The organism is Photobacterium sp. 270122K (assembly GCF_059941365.1).
The window spans coordinates 19,066-39,321 of the sequence record NZ_JBPOEN010000012.1 but is presented as its reverse complement, the minus strand read 5'-3'; the positions used below and the strand labels follow the sequence as shown (position 1 = coordinate 39,321).

The 20,256-nt window shown below is 47.4% G+C and carries 11 protein-coding genes and 1 pseudogene; 6 read left to right on the top strand and 6 right to left on the bottom strand.

The genetic code is table 11. From position 1 onward, the window contains the following. Positions 1-45 precede the first annotated feature (45 nt). Positions 46-1,110, top strand: coding sequence for an efflux RND transporter periplasmic adaptor subunit (locus tag ACSF8W_RS19320; protein WP_500848786.1), 1,065 nt, complete (start codon positions 46-48; stop codon positions 1,108-1,110). 124 nt (positions 1,111-1,234) lie between these two features. Further along, positions 1,235-1,498, top strand: coding sequence for a hypothetical protein (locus ACSF8W_RS19315; RefSeq protein WP_500848785.1), 264 nt, complete (start codon positions 1,235-1,237; stop codon positions 1,496-1,498). Positions 1,499-1,677: 179 nt separating this feature from the next. Here the strand turns inward: ACSF8W_RS19315 and ACSF8W_RS19310 are convergent, their stop codons facing one another. Then, complete coding sequence (locus tag ACSF8W_RS19310; protein ID WP_500848784.1) at positions 1,678-2,784, bottom strand: phosphoribosylaminoimidazolesuccinocarboxamide synthase; 1,107 nt, start codon at positions 2,782-2,784, stop codon at positions 1,678-1,680. A 312-nt stretch (positions 2,785-3,096) separates the two neighbouring features. Between ACSF8W_RS19310 and ACSF8W_RS19305 the strand changes: the two genes are divergently transcribed. The 3 genes from ACSF8W_RS19305 (at position 3,097) to ACSF8W_RS19295 (ending at position 8,632) form a co-directional block, all read left to right on the top strand. Then, complete coding sequence (locus tag ACSF8W_RS19305) at positions 3,097-5,454, top strand: ATP-dependent helicase (protein ID WP_500848783.1); 2,358 nt, start codon at positions 3,097-3,099, stop codon at positions 5,452-5,454. 146 nt (positions 5,455-5,600) lie between these two features. Then, positions 5,601-7,601: a diguanylate cyclase gene (locus tag ACSF8W_RS19300; RefSeq protein ID WP_500848782.1), complete on the top strand. Its 2,001-nt coding sequence runs from the start codon at positions 5,601-5,603 to the stop codon at positions 7,599-7,601. Between the two features lie 161 nt (positions 7,602-7,762). Beyond that, the gene (locus ACSF8W_RS19295; RefSeq protein ID WP_500848781.1) at positions 7,763-8,632 is read left to right on the top strand and encodes a GNAT family N-acetyltransferase; all 870 of its coding nucleotides are present in this window, start codon (positions 7,763-7,765) and stop codon (positions 8,630-8,632) included. Positions 8,633-8,738: 106 nt separating this feature from the next. Here ACSF8W_RS19295 and ACSF8W_RS19290 read toward each other — a convergent pair whose 3' ends face one another. From ACSF8W_RS19290 to ACSF8W_RS19280, 3 genes and pseudogenes are all read right to left on the bottom strand, one after another. After that, positions 8,739-9,986 carry an NADH:ubiquinone reductase (Na(+)-transporting) subunit B gene (locus tag ACSF8W_RS19290; protein WP_500848780.1) on the bottom strand — a complete coding sequence of 416 codons (1,248 nt, stop codon included), beginning with the start codon at positions 9,984-9,986 and terminating at the stop codon, positions 8,739-8,741. 508 nt (positions 9,987-10,494) lie between these two features. After that, positions 10,495-13,569: pseudogene (locus ACSF8W_RS19285) on the bottom strand (efflux RND transporter permease subunit); the annotation flags it as partial. Further along, on the bottom strand, positions 13,569-14,687 hold the full coding sequence (locus ACSF8W_RS19280; protein WP_500848779.1) for an efflux RND transporter periplasmic adaptor subunit: 1,119 nt from the start codon (positions 14,685-14,687) through the stop codon (positions 13,569-13,571). The pseudogene ACSF8W_RS19285 and the gene ACSF8W_RS19280, both read right to left, overlap by 1 nt. 491 nt (positions 14,688-15,178) lie before the next feature. Here ACSF8W_RS19280 and deoR point away from each other — a divergent pair, with 491 nt between their 5' ends. Next, positions 15,179-15,952, top strand: a complete 774-nt coding sequence (deoR, locus tag ACSF8W_RS19275) for a DNA-binding transcriptional repressor DeoR (RefSeq protein WP_500848778.1) — start codon at positions 15,179-15,181, stop codon at positions 15,950-15,952. Between the two features lie 100 nt (positions 15,953-16,052). Here deoR and ACSF8W_RS19270 read toward each other — a convergent pair whose 3' ends face one another. Next, positions 16,053-18,701: an ExeM/NucH family extracellular endonuclease gene (locus tag ACSF8W_RS19270; RefSeq protein ID WP_500848777.1), complete on the bottom strand. Its 2,649-nt coding sequence runs from the start codon at positions 18,699-18,701 to the stop codon at positions 16,053-16,055. A gap of 38 nt (positions 18,702-18,739) precedes the next feature. Continuing rightward, on the bottom strand, positions 18,740-19,822 hold the full coding sequence (locus ACSF8W_RS19265) for a TonB-dependent receptor (RefSeq protein ID WP_500848776.1): 1,083 nt from the start codon (positions 19,820-19,822) through the stop codon (positions 18,740-18,742). Positions 19,823-20,256: the final 434 nt, after the last annotated feature.

Genomic DNA, 20,256 nt, shown 5'->3' with positions numbered 1-20,256 from the left:
CAAAAAGCATACACATCAACAGGACAAAACAAGCACACATCAGCGATGATAAAACGTTGTGTACGCGTGGCGATCGGCAGTGTTCTGATGATGGCCGCGCTCCCTCTTTGGGCGGCCAAGCCGGTGGTATTGGCTGTTGCTGAAGCAGAACAAGCTGCGCCAGTGAGTTGGTACAGTGGTACGGTACAGAGTCAGCAAGAAGCGCGTTTGAGCATGGAAGCCACCGGCCGTTTAACGGCCGTGGCCACGTTTGGTCAGACCGTGAAGAAAGGGGATGTATTGGCAGAAGTGAATGCCGATTCTTTAACCTTACAGTTAAAAATCGAGCAGATGGAAGCCCGCAAAGCCAAAGCGTATGTGGATCATTTGGTGGTGGAGTTGGCCCGATTAAACAAGTTGGCAAAAAAGCGCAATGTGTCTGAAACCGATCAAGCCCAAGCGCGGCATGATTTGGCGATTCGCCGTATTGAACTGGATAATGCGCGGCTGCAAGTGAATGTTGTGCAAGAACAATTAGCCCGTACCCAATTGATTGCCCCGTTTGATGGCACGGTGAACAGCGTCTTCAAATCGCAAGGTGAATACATCAATCAAGGGGAAAGTGTGTTGCATTTGGTCAATACTGCGCAGCAAGAAATCCGCTTGCAAGCACCGATTTCAGTGACCGCGTTATTGCCGACGGCGGCCACGTTAGATGTCACCGTGGGTACAGAAGCGTTGACGGCCACCGTGGATACGCGCAGTGTCAGTGCAGATACACGTTCTCGTTTGATTGAGTTACGTTTATTGCCACAAGGTAAAACCATGACGATTGGCCAGCCCGTAAAAGTGGCGATCCCGACGCGTTTCAAATCTGGCGGCGTATTAGTGCCCCGTGATGCCATTGTGACAAGCAAGCAGGGCAGTGCGTTGTTTGTGATCAGTGAAGTGGCACGTACCGATGATAGCCCCGCGGATGTTACTGTGACATCCATCCCTGTCGACGTACTATATAGCAGTGGCGGGAAAGTCGCAGTGAAAGGCGATATTGCGATTGGCCGGGAAGTTGTCGTGCGGGGTGCCAGCGGATTGGTGGATGGTCAGCACGTACAGTTGTTAGAAGGCAGTTAATGCAGCGAATACAGAAAATCATGCAGAAAGCGTTTTAACGCGTTGATATCAGTGGTGTGATTGTACGTTGAGAGATAGAATCTGGCCGATTTTTTATGGCTTACTTCTTTTAAAGCGGACAATAATGAATAACAAACATATCGCCGGTATTGTGGGTGCACTTATCGTGTTAGCGACAGTGATTGCAACGATAGCCATGGGCGCGCCAAGTGTGGTGTATTTATGGCCAGTTGAGGCATTAAACGGGATCGCCTTTGCGTTTGCGTGGGGCTTGGGTGTACCGGTTTGGCTCGCTTATGTGTTTGCTTGTTTGATCTTTACCGCGTTTGCGGCGATTGGTTATGTGATCGGTAGGAAAGTATACGGCTGGATAACCACTGCACGCTGATCAGCGTTGATCTTGGATGATCAAAAAAAGCCCCTCTGATAGACGCGAACGCAAGGCCGGTTTATCAGGGGGGATGTCAGTCACTTATCTCTGTGTGTTGGCGTCATAGCGAACGCCAAATAATTATTGTAGTGATGTATCGTTATTATCTGGTATCGCTCTTAATACTGCGCTTAACGCTAGTCCGCGATAAGATTATACTGTTCACGTAAGATCGCCACGATCTCCGCTTTTGGGTTGTCACTCAGCACAATGGGTTGCCCTGTTACTTTTTCTGCAATGCCCGTATACACGCGGGACACATCCATCAATGCTTCAACAGGGAGTTCGTTATCGCGCGCCAGTGCAAAGCGCTCTTCCATGCGGTCTTTGTTCAACAGGATATCGGGATCCGGGAAGTGGTTGAGCAGCATTTGGCGGAAGCCTTCTTTCGAGTTCTCAACGATTTCACCGTCACGGTAGGCCGCGCCATCCCAGATGCGGGAAGAATCCGGCGTGCCCACTTCATCCATGTAAATCAGCTTTTCTTTGCCATTGGCATCGGTTACGTAACCAAACTCAAACTTGGTATCGACAAAAATCTGATCCAATTCACCCAAGGCTTGGCTGATCACATTGAAGCCTTCACGCAGCAAGGTTTCGTAATGTGTGATGTCTTCCGGCCGACTGAAATTAAAGGCAGCAAAGTTGTTTTCCAGATCGCTGCGGGTCACGTTCACGTCATCCACTTCCTGCACCCCAGGAATGCCTTTCAGAATACCTTTGGTGGAAGGGGTCATCAGTAGGTGCGGCAGTTTCTGATCTTTTTCCAAACCTTCTGGCAGGGCAATGCCACAGAAGTCACGCTCGCCTTGGCTGTAAGCACGCCACATCGAACCGGTAATGTACTGACGACAAATGGCTTCAACCATCACTGGTTTGGCTTTTTGTACGATCCATACGAAAGGATGGGGAATATCAAGAATATGGCTGTCAGCAAGGCCGTTGTCACGGAACAGTTGGAACCAATGGTTAGAGATGGCATTTAACGCAGCCCCTTTCCCTGGTACGCCTTTCAGACCGCCTTCGGCGCGCCAAATACAGTCAAACGCTGAGATGCGATCGCTGATCACCATGATTGCCAGTGGGGCATCAGGCTGAACGTTATAGCCTTTTTCTTTGATCAGACGGCGGCTGTCTGCTTCGGTTAACCAGTATACGGAGCGTACTTTACCACTGTGAACCGGCTTGTCAGTACGAATGGGCAGGTCATCATTTACAGCGAGAACTTGATCAGCAAGGCTCATGGCGAATTCCTATTTCAAAAGTTAAACGAAGGTAACCCTGTCAGTTAAGGCTAAAAGTCTGCCTTAGTACGGTGTTTGGACCGTTGTTGCGGCGATAATAACAGAACTCAAGGTGGCTTTCAGCTAGAAAAGCAAACGATTGCGCAATTTTATTTTTCATCGTACAGCGGGAATTTCATGTGATAGACGGTGAAACGCGGTCGGGAATACAGCGACAAGGCGCAGGTTACGGTTAAGTGGCGAGATTTTATTCCTCGTATGACAAGCAAGTGTGGCAAAATCACGGGTTCCACTTTGATGATCAGGCTCACTATGACGCGTTTTACCTCGGAACAATTGGCATTCATTCAGCACCAACAAGGTAATGCCTTGTGCATTGCTGGTGCGGGTACGGGGAAAACCACCACACTCGTGGGCGTAATAGCACAAAAGTTGGCCACTATTCCTGCCCAGCAGATGTTGGTGTTGATGTTTAACCGTGATATTCGGTTAGATTTTCAGGCTAAATTGCAAGCCAGTGGGATTCAGGCGCCAGTGCCTGTGCATACCTTCCACAGTTTTTGTTTGAAGTTTCTTAACCAAACCGGGTTTATTCGGGAAACGGGCTACCGCGTCGATTATCAAAGCGGTGAAAGTGACAAAGCGTTGGTGAAGAACGTATTGCGTGATCTTTCTGGGCTGGAAAAAACCTATCAACGCCAGCAGATGATCAAAGATCCGAAAACCATCGAACTGCTGTTGAGTTTCATTGGGTTGGTGAAAGCCTACATGCTCTCGCCAATGGAAGTGTTCAAATTAGCTGACATCAATCGCGATTATCTGTTTATTCTGGATGCGTATGACGAGTTTGAAACCCGTCGTAAAGCACAGAAGTTGTTGTTCTTTGATGATTGGCTGGTGGAGTCGGTAAAGCTGCTGGAAGGCAATGACGCGATTCGTGCGCACTACCATCAACAAGGCAAGTTGATAGTGGTGGATGAATTCCAAGACATTAACACAGCCCAATACCGTTTATTGAAACAGTTGTTAGGGGCAGAGACGCAACTACTGGCAGTGGGCGATGTGGATCAGTGTATCTACAAGTGGCGAGGGAGCGCGCCGCAATTCATGCTCAACTTCGAGCAAGACTTTGCGCCAGCGACGACCTACACCTTGTCACAAACGTTCCGCTTTGGTCACAGCTTGGCGTTAGCAGCGAGCCACTTGATTGCCAATAACAAACAACGCTTCAGTGATTTCTTGACCACATCCGGTGAGGGGATCACCGATACGGATTTTGTTGAATGTGGTTCGGCGCGCCAAGTGGGTGAAATCGCGCAGTCCATTCATACGTATTTGAGTGAGGGCGGTAAAGCGTCTGAAGTGGCAATATTGGTACGCCGTTGGTCGCAGACCTTGTTATTTGAATTGGCGTTTCTCAGTAAGAAAGTGCCGTACCACATGCCGGTGCCTTCCGTCTTGGCCAATAGTCGTGAAGTCAAATTGCTGATTGAATTAATGACGTTAGCAACAGGCCGCTTTACCGAATTGGCGACCCCTGCGAAATCAACATTGCTGTTTAATTTGCTGTGTTTTCCACACTGCTATGTTCCCAACAAAACGCTGAAGCCCTTATGCGACCAGTTGGCGGGGATGGATCCGAATACGTGGATGACCTTTATTGGCCGTTATGAGAAGGCCAATGGCAGCTTGAAATTGGATAACCTGACCGATCGGTTGTTGCTGTTGGTACAACTGATGCGTAAAGGCAGTTTTAAAGCGGCTGTGGTCTACAAGCAATACCGCAATGAAAGTGGTTTAGATACCTGGATTTGGAAAACGGAAGCGACGGCGAGTGAAATAGAAGAAGCCATTGAACGGCTCGACAGTGTGGGTACGGTACTGGACACGATGGATCAGGATTGTGCCAAAGCCTTGCAGTATTTTGAGTATTACCTGTACCAGTCCGTCAATCAGCCAAACACTCAGACGGCGCCGCAGAATATGCCACCGATGATGGGCGCAGAGGCACCTGTTGATCCGGAGGGGGGGCAGGCAAGTGTGCAACTGACCACTATTTTTCGCGCGAAAGGGTGTGAGTATGATCATGTGCATTTGCCGTTCTGGGATAAAGACGCGTTCCCTTATGTAAACAAGGCGTCCGGTTCGATGGGGGCAGATATTGAGGAAGAACGCCGATTGGCTTACGTAGCAATGACGCGAGCGAAACAGAAAGCCTGTGTGTATTACACCGTACCAGACAAATCATTGGGGAGAGTGACTAACGCCAGCCGTTTTGTGTTAGAAGCCAAAGCGGCATTGGCCAATGACTTGGGCCCTCAATTGTATTCAGAAGGCCCGTTGCCGTATTACTCCAGCCCAGTTGCAGAAGAATATTGCCGCCGTTTAGGGCGTGAGCAGGATGTGGCGATCCCAGAAAAAAGCGTGAAGCGTCAGCGGACTAAGAGTAATGATGAAGTTTACAGTTTTGCCTGGGCACTGGCTCAACCGTTACCGGATAAGGCAGAGAAGGTTATCCATGCCATGGTTAGAACCAAAACGGCCAAATATTTGGACTCAGAAATTAGTCGCATTTTGCGCGAATTGGGCGCTGTGAGCCAAACGAAAAAGCAGGTGCTGATTAATCGCCTTATTGTGGCGGTGAATGCGAGAAGTCGAGTTAGACGATAATTACTGGCGAAATTTTAGGCGAGACCACCCATAACAAGGTGGGAATATTCCTACAGGGCTATATTTATTCCTTATAGTCTGTTAAAAATGCGGCTGGAAATAACAAGACAACGGATTGTGTCTATTTACATCAACGCAAGTGTCTAATGTTTAGTAATATTTCGTATTTTTTAACGCGTTTTTGCCTGCTTTTTTTGGGGGTATGTATCGATGCCTCTTTAGCGTGGGCAGACCCGATCATCGCTCCAATTTGCCACCCGGCTTTATCTGAGCATGATGTTTCCGCATCAAATGTCTATCTGAAATATTATCAATTGGCCATTAATAGCCCTGTTTTGGCGGATGAATTGTCTGGTCAATTAGATATCGACAGTAAAAAGCACACACATCCTACTGAGACAGCTCTCTATCTGCTGGCACAGTATAAAGTTGCGCAAGACAAAAAAGAGAGTGCGCATAAGCCGTCGCAGATTTTACAGCAATTATCTGAGCTTGCTGTACAGACAAAACAGCGTTGGCTCACTGATGAAGTGGCTTTTTTAGTGGCGCTTAATCATTACGATAATAAGGATTACTCGCTTGCTCAAGCGCAGCTTGAGGCGACGAAAATGCGTGCAGAGGTTTCAAATAATCAGCATTTATTAGCGCGTAGCCTAAAGTGGTTAGCAAACATTGACGTTGAAGCGTTGAAATATAAACAGGGACTGAATAAATATCAGCGTGCATATCGTATCTTCCAACAGTGTGGCAATTATCCGCAGTTAGTACTCATTCTTTCAAATATAACCACGGTATATATCCATATGGAAGAATGGGGCGAGGCGAAAACGTATGCCGAACGTGCCTTAGCGTTGTATCACGATCATGGTTTGAATAACCCTTTCATTGAGTCGTTATTACACATCAATTTAGGTGAAATTGCCGCGCATTCAATGGGGCAATATGATCGTAAAAAACACGTTGAGCGTGCTGTTCTGTTGGCTGATCGCACGCCGGTTGTGCGTGCGAAAGTGATCGCTCGCATGAATTTATCGTCTTATTATGTCGATAGAGGCGAATATGATCGTGCGTTTGATGTCGCCCAACAGTGTGTTGCTGTCGCCAACAGCGAGATTGACCAACATCCCATTAATACGGCTAATTGTAATGAAAGTTTGGCTAACGTTGCTCTGGCCAAGGGGCAATATGCTGATGCGTTGCAGTTCGCCAGAAAAGCGATGGTCGGTTATAAGGCGTATCACGAGAAGATCCGCTTGCTTGAAACTTACAAGTTACTGGCAGAAATTTATGAACGTTCTGAAAATTATCAGCAGGCGTTGGCTTTTTATAAAGCGTATTCCGATGCAGGGAAAGCGTATTTATTCGATATTCGTCATAACGAGTTATTTTATCTGCAAGACCGTTTTGATGAAGAAGTGCATGAAAATGAAATCGCGATGTTAAAGTCAGAAAATGCACAGGCAACCGCGACCTTGGCTGAAAAAAAAGCGGGTACCAATATACTGCGAATGACATCGGGCTTTATTCTTTTACTGTTCTATTTATTGTATCGTCGTTATTCTGCGGTGAATAAAGACAAATCTGTTTTGGTCCAATCTAACGAAAAACTGGAAATTGAGCTGGTGGCCGATCCATTAACCGGTCTGAGTAATCGTCGTTATTTGTCACAGTGGAAGGTGGCCCTGAAGCGGGATGATTATCCACAAGGGCTAGCTGTGGTGGTGGTGGATATCGATCACTTCAAGCAAATCAATGACAGGCTGGGTCACCATATTGGTGATGAGGTGTTGGTCAGTATTGCGGAACGCCTGAAAAAGTTGGTCAGAAGCCATGATCTTGTGGTGCGTTGGGGGGGAGAAGAATTCATCTTGATGTTGGTCTGTAATGAACAAAACAGTGAGCGCTGCTTGCAACGTATTTGTGAACAGATTGCGGGCGAACCCTTTGCGCTGAGTTGTGGTGAGCAGCAGGTGACGGTGTCGATGGGGGCGATGTTTGTGCCTAATGCGGGCGCATTGATTGATCATTGGGATGATATTTTGATTCAGGCAGATAAAGCACTCTATCAAGTGAAATCGTCAGGTCGAAATGGCTATCATTTTATGCCATCAATGCCTGCGGCAGAGCCGAATGAAATCGTGACATAACGAGAGAGAAATATATTTGATGATGTTCTCGTCATTATGGCCGAATTCTATTCGGCTTACATGCTCGGAGTGTCTGTGGCATCACAACTTATCGCGATACGTCGTTTGTTATCGTCAAATTTTGATAAACTGAAGCCACGAAAGATGAGTTGGCGAAACGGATGAAAGCGTTTAGATATCAAATCTTTATCAAAAGTGACAGTGAAATCACCCTAGCGGGGCAGTATGATGCTCTGCTTGATGCACTCGCCGCGATTCAGCAACGCAGTACCGATGGAAAAGCATGTTGGTTATATGATGCGCATGCGGCTGAAGGGGCACCTGATGTGTTCAGTGTCGACGCGGTTGGCGTGATGACACCGACGGGCCATTGCGCCTCTCCTCTGCTCAATACGTTGGCGTTAACGTCACTGGCTAATTTATCATTTTCCGCATTGACGCCGACGTTATCGATAGATAATGCGTCCATTCTGATTTGCCCATTACAAAACGCATTGCTTGATATTAACGGGTTGGATGACGATTACGCGGCGTTTTCTGCGCTGTCGCAAGCCGCCGCCAAAGACACCACACTGTATTCCCCGTTGCATCGTCAGTCAGAGCAAGAAAATGATATTGCCCTGACGGTGTATCATCAAGGTGAGTTAATTGCCCTCGCGACGTTTAGCCGATATTTAGAAGACCACCGTTTTCCGACGAAATCCTCTGAACTGTATTACGAAATTGCCTTACATACGGTGTATGTGAAAGCGGACTATCGCGGTGTTGGGATTGCCACAGCATTATCGACGTTGATCGTGAATATCGCGCGTAAAGACAGTGAGTCTATTTATCGGCAGGTGTCAGGCTTGGGGATGAATGTCAAATTGTGGTTTTCCGCATTAGCCATTACAGAAGGGGGCGAAGCGGTGTGCGACATACTGAGCGAAGCCTTTGTCGAAATGGCCGATGATCTGGTGGATGAATTGCTTGATGAAGGGTATGCGGTGCGCTACCAAGAACCGATGATTTTTGTCGATAGCCTGTTTTGAGGCCGCCAGTGTGATTGGCAGGATATGAGATAGAAACATACTCCTGAAGTCACGTGGCGGCATATCGTTATTTTACTGCATTATGTTACTGCATTATGTTACTGCATTATTTGACGGGATGACGTTTCAGTCGGCGTTGAATATTGGCCCGAGTCACCATATTATCGAACAGTGGCGCAAACAAGTTAGCGAACAGAATCGCCAGCATGATCCCTTCTGGGTAAGCGGGATTCACTACACGAATGAAGACCGTCATCACCCCAATCAAGATCCCATACGCCCATTTCCCTTTATTAGTAAAAGCGGCAGAGACCGGATCGGTCGCCATAAACAGCATCCCGAAGGCAAAGCCTCCCAACACTAAGTGCCACCAGAAGGGCATTGAAAACATCGGATTCGTGTCAGAACCAATAGCATTAAGCAGGCTGGCAGTAAGTACCATCCCCAGAAAAACCCCGGCTACAATGCGCCAAGAGGCAATTTTCATGAAGATGATCATCAGCCCGCCGGCGAGTAAAAACAGGGTCGAGACTTCCCCGATCGAGCCCGGAATATTACCGATAAAGGCATCCATCCAAGTCAGTGTTTCTCCCGTGGTGTTATGCACCAATGCTGATTGCCCGTTATCTGCCCATTGGCTTAAGGGCGTTGCACTTGTGTAGCCGTCAGCGGCCGTCCAAACTAAACCACCGGAAATTTGTGCCGGATAGGCAAAGTAGAGAAAAGCACGACCTGCGAGCGCGGGATTGAGGAAGTTACGTCCTGTTCCGCCGAAGATTTCCTTCGCAACAACGATACCAAAGGTGATACCGAGAGCGGCTTGCCACAGTGGCAATGTTGGCGGCACGATCAGCGCAAACAGAATTGAAGAGACAAAAAAGCCTTCATTGATCTCATGTTTTCTGACCATGGCGAACAGTACTTCCCAAAATCCCCCGACCAGAAAGACCACGAGGTAAATGGGCAAAAAATGCATGGCACCGAGCAACATTTTACTGCCCCAGCCTGCAGATTCAGCCAAGCTGCCACCTAACGCAAGCGTGGCACTGTAGCGCCAGTTATCTGCCACAATGGCCGCCAGTTGCTCAGGCGTGTACAGCGAGTGCAACGCCATAATGGCTTGCTGGCCAACGTTATACATACCCCAAAACATGGCGGGGAAGACAGCCAGCCACACCATGATCATGATCCGTTTCAGGTCGATACTGTCGCGTACATGGGTATGGCTTTGGGTCACTTGACCGGGGGTATACAGCAAGGTGGCGACCGCTTCATACAACGCGTGCCATTTTTGGTATTTGCCGCCAGGTTCAAAAGCGGGTTCGAGTTTTTCTAACGCAGATTTCAGACTCATGGATTAGCCCTCACGGTAGCAAAATCAATAGGCGAGTCGATTCGCCAATACATCACTATTGTTACGGGCTGAGTGGTAAGAAAGATGACATCTTTTTAATCATAGGCGATAAGCCCGTTTTTGACGCGCTGAGAGGCGTATGAAGTGAGAGGCGCATTGAAGCGAAGGAAGTGCAGTGACGTGAAGGAGGAAAGTGGGACGACTTGCGTCCCACCTTGTTGCGTTAACGGGTTGATTCTTTATCGTTCTTCAACGGCGTATACGGCGTTGTGGCCGTAGATGTTGCTGGTGACGATGTTGGTGTTACTGCTGAGGCGGTGAACGCTTTGCTGAGTTCTTGCTGCACAATGTCAGCGGGATCACCGTGTGTGGATGCCGTGTGCAATGCAGGTTGCGCGCTGTTTGCGTATGAGCGCGAGGCCGTTTGCATTGACGTGTGTGTTTCGTGTGCGTCAGTGTTGTGTGATTGCGCATGTTGCGGTGTGGATCCAGCGTTTTCTACCGGTGACTTATCACGTCCTAGCATCAGCAAACACGGTGTGAGGATCAGTGTGAGTACGGTGGCAAAGGCTAACCCGCCTGAAATTGCTGTTGCCAGCGATGTCCACCATTGTGTACTCGGCGCACCAAATTCCACACTGCGGCTAATTAAATCGATGTTCATTTCTAACACCATAGGCATTAACCCCAGAATGGTGGTGACGGTCGTGAGCATCACTGGACGCAGACGCTGGGCACCAGTGTGCATAATGGCGCTGGCCTTATCTAATCCGTCTTTTCTCAACTGGTTGTAGGTATCGATCAACACGATGTTGTTGTTCACGACGATACCCGCCAATGCAATCACCCCAATCCCCGACATGACAATGCCAAACGGACGTTGGAAAAGTAATAGCCCGAGGAAGACACCCACGGTGGAAAACAGCACCGCACTGAGGATCAGAAAGGCTTGATAAAAGCTGTTGAATTGGGTGATCAATATCAGCCCCATCACGGCAATCGCCATTAAGAAGGCGTACTGTAAAAATACCAATGACTTGTTCTGATCTTCATTCTGGCCTTTTATCTTGACTTCGACGCCATCAGCGAACCTCATGCCTTCAATGGCCGCGGTCACTGTTGGCAGTTCAAGGCTCAAGTTGTAGCCTTCAGACATATCTGCAAAAATTTCCAACACCCGTTTGCCGCCGGTACGGTTAATGGTGTTTTGTTTTGGTGCAGGACTAATGTCAGAGAAATTGGTGATGGGCACCATGCCGTACAGGGTTTTCACCCGTAACTCGTCAAAGCGGCCAATGTCTCGTTTATCTTGTGGGTAGCGCACTAAAATGTCGACGTCATCGTCGGTGTCATCCGGGAGAAAGTCGCCGATTTTTAGGCCATTCGTGACAAATTGAACGGTATTACCGACCAAGGTGGCATCACTACCAAACCGTGCGGCATCATCACGATCAATGTTGATTTGCCAGTCGATGCCTTGTTTATCCCCCGAATCTGACAAGTTCGTATAGGCGGGTTGGCTTGATAGCCATTGTTTCACCTGAAAGATAGCATCTTGCATGGCGGCATGATGGGTGCCAGCGACTTCGATTTCGAGATCATTCCCCCCTGATGGGCCTGCATTTTCGGTTTTAAACTCAATCTCTATCCCGGGTAGATCGCGCACTTGTTCACGCATATCTTCAATGATGGCGTTGACCGGTTCACGGTCTTGCCAGTCGACCGCGCTGAATTGGAGTGTGCCGATCAGGCCGTTGCCGCCGGTGCGGGTGTAGACATTTTCAATCCCTTCATGGCCGATCAAGCGTTTTTCCACTTGTTTGACTAAGGCGTCTTTTTCATAGATAGATAAGTCACCATGAGAACGGACATTCACGGTGAATCGAGAGGGATCGACATCAGGGAAGAATTCCATCCCCAAACCGGCTTTGCCGTAGGCAAAACCGACCCCAATCGCAAACACAATCGCACCGGCCAATACTTTCAGAGGGTGGCGAATCGCGATAGATAAGCTGTTGAGGTACAGCTTGGTCATGCCGGTTGCCTGGTCAAAACGACCTTGCTCTAATGCTTGCTTACGGGCTTGTTCTTTTTTGCTGACATATTGGGGTTTACCCAATACTTGGCCGAGTACCGGCACAAACAGCAGGGCCATAAGCAGGGATGCTGATAACGTGGCAATAAGGGTTAGCGGCAAATAGCGCATAAATTCACCGGTGGTATCTGGCCAGAATAGCAGAGGGGCAAACGCGGCGAGTGTCGTCGCGGTTGAGGCCGTAATTGGCCAAGCCATCCGTTTGGCGGCTTCACGGTACGCTTGTGCGGGTGGGATGTTTTCTTGCATTCGACGGTCGGCGTATTCTGTGACGACAATAGCCCCGTCCACCAGCATCCCGACGGCCATGATAAGGGCAAACAGAACCACGATGTTTATCGTGACCCCGCCCATGGCAAGGATCAGAATCCCCGCGAGGAAAGAACCCGGAATGGAAATACCAACCAGGAACGCGGTGCGAGCCCCTAAGATGGCGAGAATAACGACAACCACCAGAATAATGGCGGACAAAATATTGTTCTGAAGATCGGTGAGCATGTTATTAACGTCTTCAGATTCATCAAGGGTGTATTCCACCAATAGGTTATCCGGCCACTCGTCGCGCTTTTGCGCTTCGGCCATCACGGCTTTGACGATCTCCACCGTTTCAATGATGTTTTCGCCCGCGCGTTTTTTTATTTCTAATACGACGGCGCTTTCCCCATTGAGGCGAGCAAAGCTGTTCGGATCACGGAATGCACGGCGAATGGTCGCCACATCCCCAAAGCTGACGACGGTGTTGCCATCGACTTTGATCGGCAGTTCTAATATGTCTTTAAGTGATTCAAACACCGAAGGCACTTTGACTGAAAATCGGCCGTAGCCTGTGTCGACGAAGCCTGCTGCGACGACACGGTTGTTACGTGATACTAAGTTGAAGACATCTTGTTGGTCTAAGCCGTAGCTTTCCATCAATAGGGGATCAACAATCACTTCCACCACATCTTGGCGATCACCGGCAATGTCGACTTCTAATATTTGGCGAAAGCTTTCCAATTTGTCTTGCAGTTTACGTGCAATTTGGATGGTGGTGCGCTCTGGCACGGTACCGTAAAGGACCATCGACAGCACGGGAACTTCGTTGGCCAACGTAATTTCGTTGACGGTGGGTTCATCGCTGTCTTCGGGCAGCTTGTTTTTGGCCAAATCCACCGCTTCACGGACATCGGTGAGGGCAATATCAATATCGCTGCCGGCATTGAATTCCAAGACAACCGAAGCATGGCCTTCAGAGGCCGTGGCTGTCATCTTTTTCACCCCTTCGATTGATTGCAGTTCACGCTCTAACGGGCGAACCAGCAACCTTTCTGCATCATCCGGGCTGATCCCTTGGTGTGATACCGAGACATAAATGATTGGGATGGTGATGTCAGGATTCGATTCTTTCGGGATCACCTTGTAGGTGATCATGCCTGCAATAAGGATCAACACCAACAGTGTCAGCATGGTGCGGGAGCGGCTCAGTACCGCATCGATCAAGCTATGCATTATTGGCTCCCGTCTTCGCGTGTTGGGATCACGCTATCACCATCACGGACAAAGCCTTGACCGACAGTAATGACATCCACAGGGTTCGGTGTGCCACCCAGCCATACACCGTCAGGCTCCACCTTCACCACCGCAATCGGAATGAATTTGACCTTGTTTGTGTCGATAACGGTTTTGATCCCTAAGTTACCCGCTTCATCCAGCGCGAGCATGGAAGGGGTCATCTTAATCGCAGCTTGGGTTTCCAGTACGAGTTCCAGATTGGTGCTGGTGCCCGCGGTGAAACGCATGTCAGGGTTGCTGATTTCCACTTCAATGGGGTAGGTGTTGGTGTTTGCGGAGGCGACAGAGGCGCGGTAGCGTAATTTGCCTTCGGTCTGGTGGCCAGAAACCAATTCTACCGTGGCTTTTTGGCCTTTGAACACATGATTTACATGGCGCTCGCTGATATCAGCGCTGATGACTAAGGGACCCAAATCGACGATATTGAGAACCGGATCACCGATGCCGACATAGCCGCCTTTTTCAACATGCAGAGACTCTAAGATGCCGTCAAACGGCGCATAGATCACGGTGTTTTCAACCGCAAGCTGTGCACTGCGCAAGGTCGCTTTTGCTTCTACCAATGCCGCTTCGGTTTTACTTAGCGCCACTTCACCTTGCAGGCCACGCTTACGCAATGATTGGGCTGCTTTGTATTCTTGATTGTGCACTTTCAAGCGTGCTTGGGCGCGTTTTAGTTGCAACTCTCGGTCGGCTTTGCTTAATTGTACCAAGGCTTGTCCAGCTTTGACGGCATGCCCTTTCTTGACCAGTAATTTCTCTATGGTGCCAGAGACTTCTGCTGCCAGTGTGGCTTGTCGATTAGGTGCCGTTCGGCCATACAAGGAGAGGGTGCGGGTGACAGGTTGGGTGTGAAACTGATCCACTTTCACGGTCGCCAAGGGAATGGTTTGCTGGGTCGCGGTAAGAGTGGTGCTCTCTGTTGATGATCCTTCTTCTTTATCATCCGTTGAAGAAGAGGAACCCAATCCGCTCAATAGCCAGAGTGCAATCACAATCAGTATCAATACTGACAGTATCCAAGGTTTTCGAGAAAAAGTGTTTGTTATGCTCATGGTTCGTCTCATCCTAGCCGACGGATCGTTATTACCTAGACTCTATCAGGTTGGATTCACGTTGTTAATGTTTGGTAAATATTAATGCGATGTAAATAAATATCAGCATTACAGCAAGGGTTGTTGTGACGTTTTTGACTCGCGAATCACAGGTAAGGATTGCTCTATACACCGATGCGGGATAAACAAAAGGTGAATATTGCCGATGTTTCGTGGTTAACGTCCGTGCCTCTCTGCCACTACACGAGCACTAATTAACGTTGACGAAAAATAAAAAAATGAATGCAGATTTATGCTTGCGAAGGTTTTTATAGTGATGTTTTTTTTGCGTAAAAATGCAGATATCGCTTACGTAAGAGAGAGGGATGAAAATAAGGGTAATGACTTTATGGGTTGGGTCACAGTGCTGGAAAGAGAAAATTAATCATTCATCAATGACTGCGTATAATTTACAGAACAATAAATAAAAGAATCGTTGAACAGGAAGCACCATGATTGAAACCAAGCAGGAGAAACGTCTCCGGCAACTGGTGGAGTTGTTACATAGGAAAGAAAAAATACATTTAAAACAGGCGTCTGAAGCGCTTTCTGTGTCTGAGATGACATTGCGGCGTGATCTCATTGAACCCCATGGCGGTCTCAGTGTGATTGGCGGGTATATTATTAATAATCTGCGCCATGAAGATGATTTTTCTTATTGCTTAAATGAACAGCATGAAAGTCATTTGAAAGAAAAGATTGAGATAGGCAAGCGAGCTGCTGCGTATATTAAAAATAACGACACGGCATTTTTTGATAATGGTACAACCATCGTCCATATTATTCATGCTATCGATGACAGTATTGCATTCACCGGTGTGTGTTTTTCTCTCAATGTATTTTTAGCCTTAAAAAACAAACCCAATTGCAGCCCAATTCTATGTGGTGGTGGATTTGATCCGCAATGTAATCATTTTTATCCGATTTCAGAGAATAATGAACTGGACGATTTACGCATTGATACCATGTTTGCCTCTGCGGCGGGAGTGGACGGTCAGCAGGGGATCACATGCCATGCCTTCACGGAAATACCGTATAAGCGCCAAGCGATGAAGCAATCACAATCTGTCATATTGGTGGTGGACAGCAGCAAAATTGGCGTTGTGCGTAAAGCCGCAGTATGTGCGCTTGAAGCCGTCGACTCCGTGATATCTGACCAACCCTTACCGATTGAGTGGACGACGCGCATGGCCGAACATTCAAGAGATGTATCCCATTTGGCTTAATGCGTCGGCTTAGGGGCAAGCATTCTGTTTTTTGGCGGAATGAAGAGATAAAAAAAGAGGCTGATTTCAGCCTCTTTTTGTTTATGACGTTGGGGGAAAGTTATTTACGCAAGCGACGCATAAAGCCCAAGCCAAGCAGGGATAGCAGACCCATTAGGCCTGTCGAACCGCCACCGCCTGTACCGTCATACGGTGGAATGGTGATTTCAGGTTCTAGCGAATCACGTTTAACCACATCCACAGTCATGACGACTTTCGCATCTGCAAGATCAGCATTTTCCGCTTTTGTTTCTGCTGGGCGTGTTAGTGTCATTGTGACGTTGTAGCGACCGGTATCAACACCGTTCACATCAAAGAAGACCGTTTGTTTACCGTCTTTTTTCAACGTAATTTTCGGTAAAGTAACGCGATCCATTTCTTCCGGTGTTGGCGAGAAGGAAATTGTCGCAATGTCACCGGCTTTCGCTGTGTCTAGGCTAATCGGGTAGGCCACTTCCATGCGGCCGCTCTTCGCTGCCAGCACAACCGGTTCACCGTCAGTTTCGCCGTACTTATAGCTTAGTGCGATGATTGCAGGATCATGATCTGATGAGCGGTACGGTGTTTCAGCGTAGAACGGATTGTTACCGTAGTCTTGAGAATCTTTGTAGCTGTTCTTGTAGTCAAACAATGTTGATTCAACAGAGTTGATGTGCCAATCAGTTGCATCAAGGAGTTTCGCTTCCAATGACGGCGTGATAAGTACGTGGTCCAATGAACCAATTTCGTCATTGTACGAGTAGCTCCAGCTTGATTGCTTTTTCTCGGCATCTTTCATGGCGACGGCATTTAGGAAGCCGAAAGACTGCGTGATTTCTGCACCGCTTTCGCCAAACTGTGGCTTATAGCCCACGAACGTATCGCGTGCTGCACGGATCGTTTTGCCGGCTGGCAGCTTTGCTGGGATCTGAGTCAGTACCAACATCGCATCTTCTTGGCCGTAAGAGTTGAAGTCACCCATCACAACCTGATCGCCACCAATTTTCGCCATTTGGTTGCCAAGCTCAACAGCGGCAGCGACACGGAAGGCTTCACAGGAGCCTTGGAAATCAATGTCTTTCACGCTGTCATATTTAGGTGAGAAGTCTTCCCATTTTTCCCAACCTTGCCACTCTTCCCAACAATTAGAGCCTTTCGACTTAAAGTGGTTGACGGCGACAGTAAGCGTTTTGCCGGTGTTGTGAAGCTTGAAGGTAGCAGCGACGGTATCACGTTGGTAATTTTTCCCACTTTCGCGTAGTTCACCTTTTTTATCTATGATTGGACTGCCATCTTCATAGGTAACCATAGGGGCGTCTTGGCGAGGCATTGTGATAATTTTTGAAGATTCCAATGAAACCTTATTTGGACGGTAAATTAAACCAGACGTGATCGCATCACCCCCAATACTGTCTAATTCATCGAGAATCGAATCGCCATTGGAATCAAATCCGATAAAGGTATAGCGGTTATGAATGGACTCAGGATCATCCATGTATTCGCTATCATATTTAGCATTAAGGGCATTCAAGAATTCATTGATTGCACCAAAATCACCGAAGCCGTTATTTTCAATTTCCATCAAGCCAACAATGTCGGCATTAAGGCCAAAAATGGCCTCAATCAGTTTGGCTTGTTGCTGCTCAAATTCAATTCGGCTTTCCGCACCACGGTTGGAACCGTGTTGATTGTCTGAGCCACCATACGGTGAGTTGAAGTAGTTCAACACGTTCTGTGTTGCGATGCGGATCGCAAAGGCATCTTCTTCGGTTTTATCATTTAGTGTAGGGGTCGGGTCATCATAACCTTCCGCACGAGGTGTATTGTGTTTCAGGTTATTTTTATCGATTTTATTCATTGCAATTAAACGATATTCACCGAATGAATAATGAATGACGCCTTCTAAGCCAATTACACTGTCATTAATGCGGATGTAATCTTTTGTTTTATAAGATGAGGCGTTATCCCTAAAATCGTCATAGTATGGAATGTGACCATTAGGAGCGTTTTGATCGCTTTCTACAAATAAGCGATAATTAGCGTTTTGTTTAGCCTGATCTTTGGATGCCTGACTACCTGCGACATGCTCTTGGTTTGGCTGCATGTTGGGGCGTTTATACGCCAGCACCATGTTATTTTTACGGCCTTTGTAGTCATAGCTAAAGGTACGCGATACGCGCATATCCTCTAATGTTTCTGTTGATGGGTCGATATCTGCAGGTAGATTAACGACCATACCTTCATAACGCTCAAGCGTTTTTTTGAAATCGTTGTTATCGCTTTTGATTATTTTTAGATCAATAGCACTTGGTGCCTCGAGGGCAACCCCAGTATCAGACCAGCTTTCAGGAATCATTAACGTTAGGCCGTAATTTTCTTTTACTTTGCCTATAACCGTGACTTGACGACCTTTTTCTGGCGCTGTTTTGCTTGTTTCAATAAATAATCCGTCAGAAGTGAGTGGCTCACCATCTTCGGCGTAGATATAAAAACCTTGTGCTGCATCTTCATTTGTTACGATCGCAGATACAACACCTGTGACCTGATACGTTTCTTTACTTTCGTATTCACCTTTCCCGAGTAAAGGCGATGAAAATCCTTCCCCTTGAATTTCGCCAACAGTAACAGTTATTGGTGTGCTTGTTGTTGTATCAATGTTGATACCCGCCATCGCTGGGGCGGAAAGGGCAGTCGCAACTGCCACAGATAATAAGGTAAGTTTATTGTTCATAGAAAACCTATATCACTAAGATGCAAAAAGAGTGCGGGTTAGAAGTAAACACGGGCGTACGCATACACATCTTGCGCGGCTTCACCGATGCTGCCTTCAATGGCCAGCAAAGACGAACGTGTAGGCTTATAGTTCACGCCTAAGGTGCCCCATGTGCGGCTGCTGCCCCAGTCATTGTCTTTGCCATCCCAATATTCACTGTCTTCATCCCAGTGCTCATAGGCTTCATAGTTTGCAGAACCCGTTACTTCCCATTTCGGTGAGATAACGTATTTTGCCGACACCAGTGCCCCTTCGTGATCAAGGGTTTGGTAATCGTTGTAGGTGTGGATTTCATTGTTCGGATCGGTCACATCAACCGCATTTTTTTCCTGAGCAATGTCTTCTTGCTCATAGAATGCATTGAAACCAAGGGAAAGGTCGTGCGTTAACGCAAGGCGAGCGCCAAGGCCGACAAGGCGTTGTTCACCGTACTTGGATTCTCCTGCAGCGCCATTACGGGTTTCTAGCCCTAGTACCACAGAGAATGTTTTACCAAAGTAACCCGCGTAACCGTTGATCACATCACCCAGGGATGAACCTGAGCTTGATTCAGCATCGTAGCTGTAAGAAGCGCCGACTTTGATGTCGCTAAAGCGGCCTTCATATTTGACCGTCGCTGCCTGATCGCCAGCTTCACCGGTTTCTACGGTCGTATCCAGTGTGAAATCGCCGTATTTGTCATAATCATCAAAGGCTGTGTCGGTGATACCGGCTTCAATGTAATGATTTGGATTAAAGGCATAACCCAAGAACATTTTATCGATGCTCAGTTTCATGTCGCCTGTACCGTATTTCCAGTTCTCGCGCTCATAATCGAGTTCTAGGCGGTAATGAATGTCACCGTTTTTTCCTTTTGCGCCCAGCGTAGCAAAAGAATCGTCGATGAAACTCTTATCCTTGTAAAATTCGCCAGAAGAATAGTCTGCGCCGAAGTGGCCACCAATGCCAACTTCACCATAGACGTCTAAATGGTCACCATTATCATTTTGATAAACCGTTGCAGCGTGTAGCGATGGGGCAATAAATAGCGCAGATAGCAGTGCAGCTATGGCTGTTTTTTTAGGTGTGGCAATGTCCATTATGCAACCTTTGTGATGATTAAAACAATTTACGTTGTTATTGTTTCAATGTTCACATTCAATGGTTGGTATGATCAAATGCCCGACAAAGCTAATGAGACCTTTATCAATTGTTTTGCGAGAAATACGAGTAAAATGTGACGTGTAGTAATCATCAAGAGTTAATATTGACCCGTGATTTTGGGTGTTAAATGACGGATTTTCACGAATGACAACACGTTATTTTTGTGTTGTTCATCATGGTGGTTAAAGAGAAAAGGTGATGGTTATGCATGTTGTAATGAGAGAGTGCGTAACACGGTGAAATTAAAATGGGATATTCTATTAATAGTTTAGAAAATTAAGTGTGAATTCCCTGCACTGAATGATTTATTACGCATGATGAATGAAGGGATCTTGAATTCTTGGTGGTAGCCCATCGGAAAAATAAATAT

What these genes read in the sequence shown, in the direction of transcription:
- ACSF8W_RS19320 (WP_500848786.1), top strand. Translation starts at nt 46, where the DNA reads ATGATAAAACGTTGTGTACGCGTGGCGATCGGCAGTGTTCTGATGATG.
- ACSF8W_RS19315 (WP_500848785.1), top strand. Translation starts at nt 1,235, where the DNA reads ATGAATAACAAACATATCGCCGGTATTGTGGGTGCACTTATCGTGTTA.
- ACSF8W_RS19310 (WP_500848784.1), bottom strand. Translation starts at nt 2,784, where the DNA reads ATGAGCCTTGCTGATCAAGTTCTCGCTGTAAATGATGACCTGCCCATT.
- ACSF8W_RS19305 (WP_500848783.1), top strand. Translation starts at nt 3,097, where the DNA reads ATGACGCGTTTTACCTCGGAACAATTGGCATTCATTCAGCACCAACAA.
- ACSF8W_RS19300 (WP_500848782.1), top strand. Translation starts at nt 5,601, where the DNA reads ATGTTTAGTAATATTTCGTATTTTTTAACGCGTTTTTGCCTGCTTTTT.
- ACSF8W_RS19295 (WP_500848781.1), top strand. Translation starts at nt 7,763, where the DNA reads ATGAAAGCGTTTAGATATCAAATCTTTATCAAAAGTGACAGTGAAATC.
- ACSF8W_RS19290 (WP_500848780.1), bottom strand. Translation starts at nt 9,986, where the DNA reads ATGAGTCTGAAATCTGCGTTAGAAAAACTCGAACCCGCTTTTGAACCT.
- ACSF8W_RS19280 (WP_500848779.1), bottom strand. Translation starts at nt 14,687, where the DNA reads ATGAGCATAACAAACACTTTTTCTCGAAAACCTTGGATACTGTCAGTA.
- deoR (WP_500848778.1), top strand. Translation starts at nt 15,179, where the DNA reads ATGATTGAAACCAAGCAGGAGAAACGTCTCCGGCAACTGGTGGAGTTG.
- ACSF8W_RS19270 (WP_500848777.1), bottom strand. Translation starts at nt 18,701, where the DNA reads ATGAACAATAAACTTACCTTATTATCTGTGGCAGTTGCGACTGCCCTT.
- ACSF8W_RS19265 (WP_500848776.1), bottom strand. Translation starts at nt 19,822, where the DNA reads ATGGACATTGCCACACCTAAAAAAACAGCCATAGCTGCACTGCTATCT.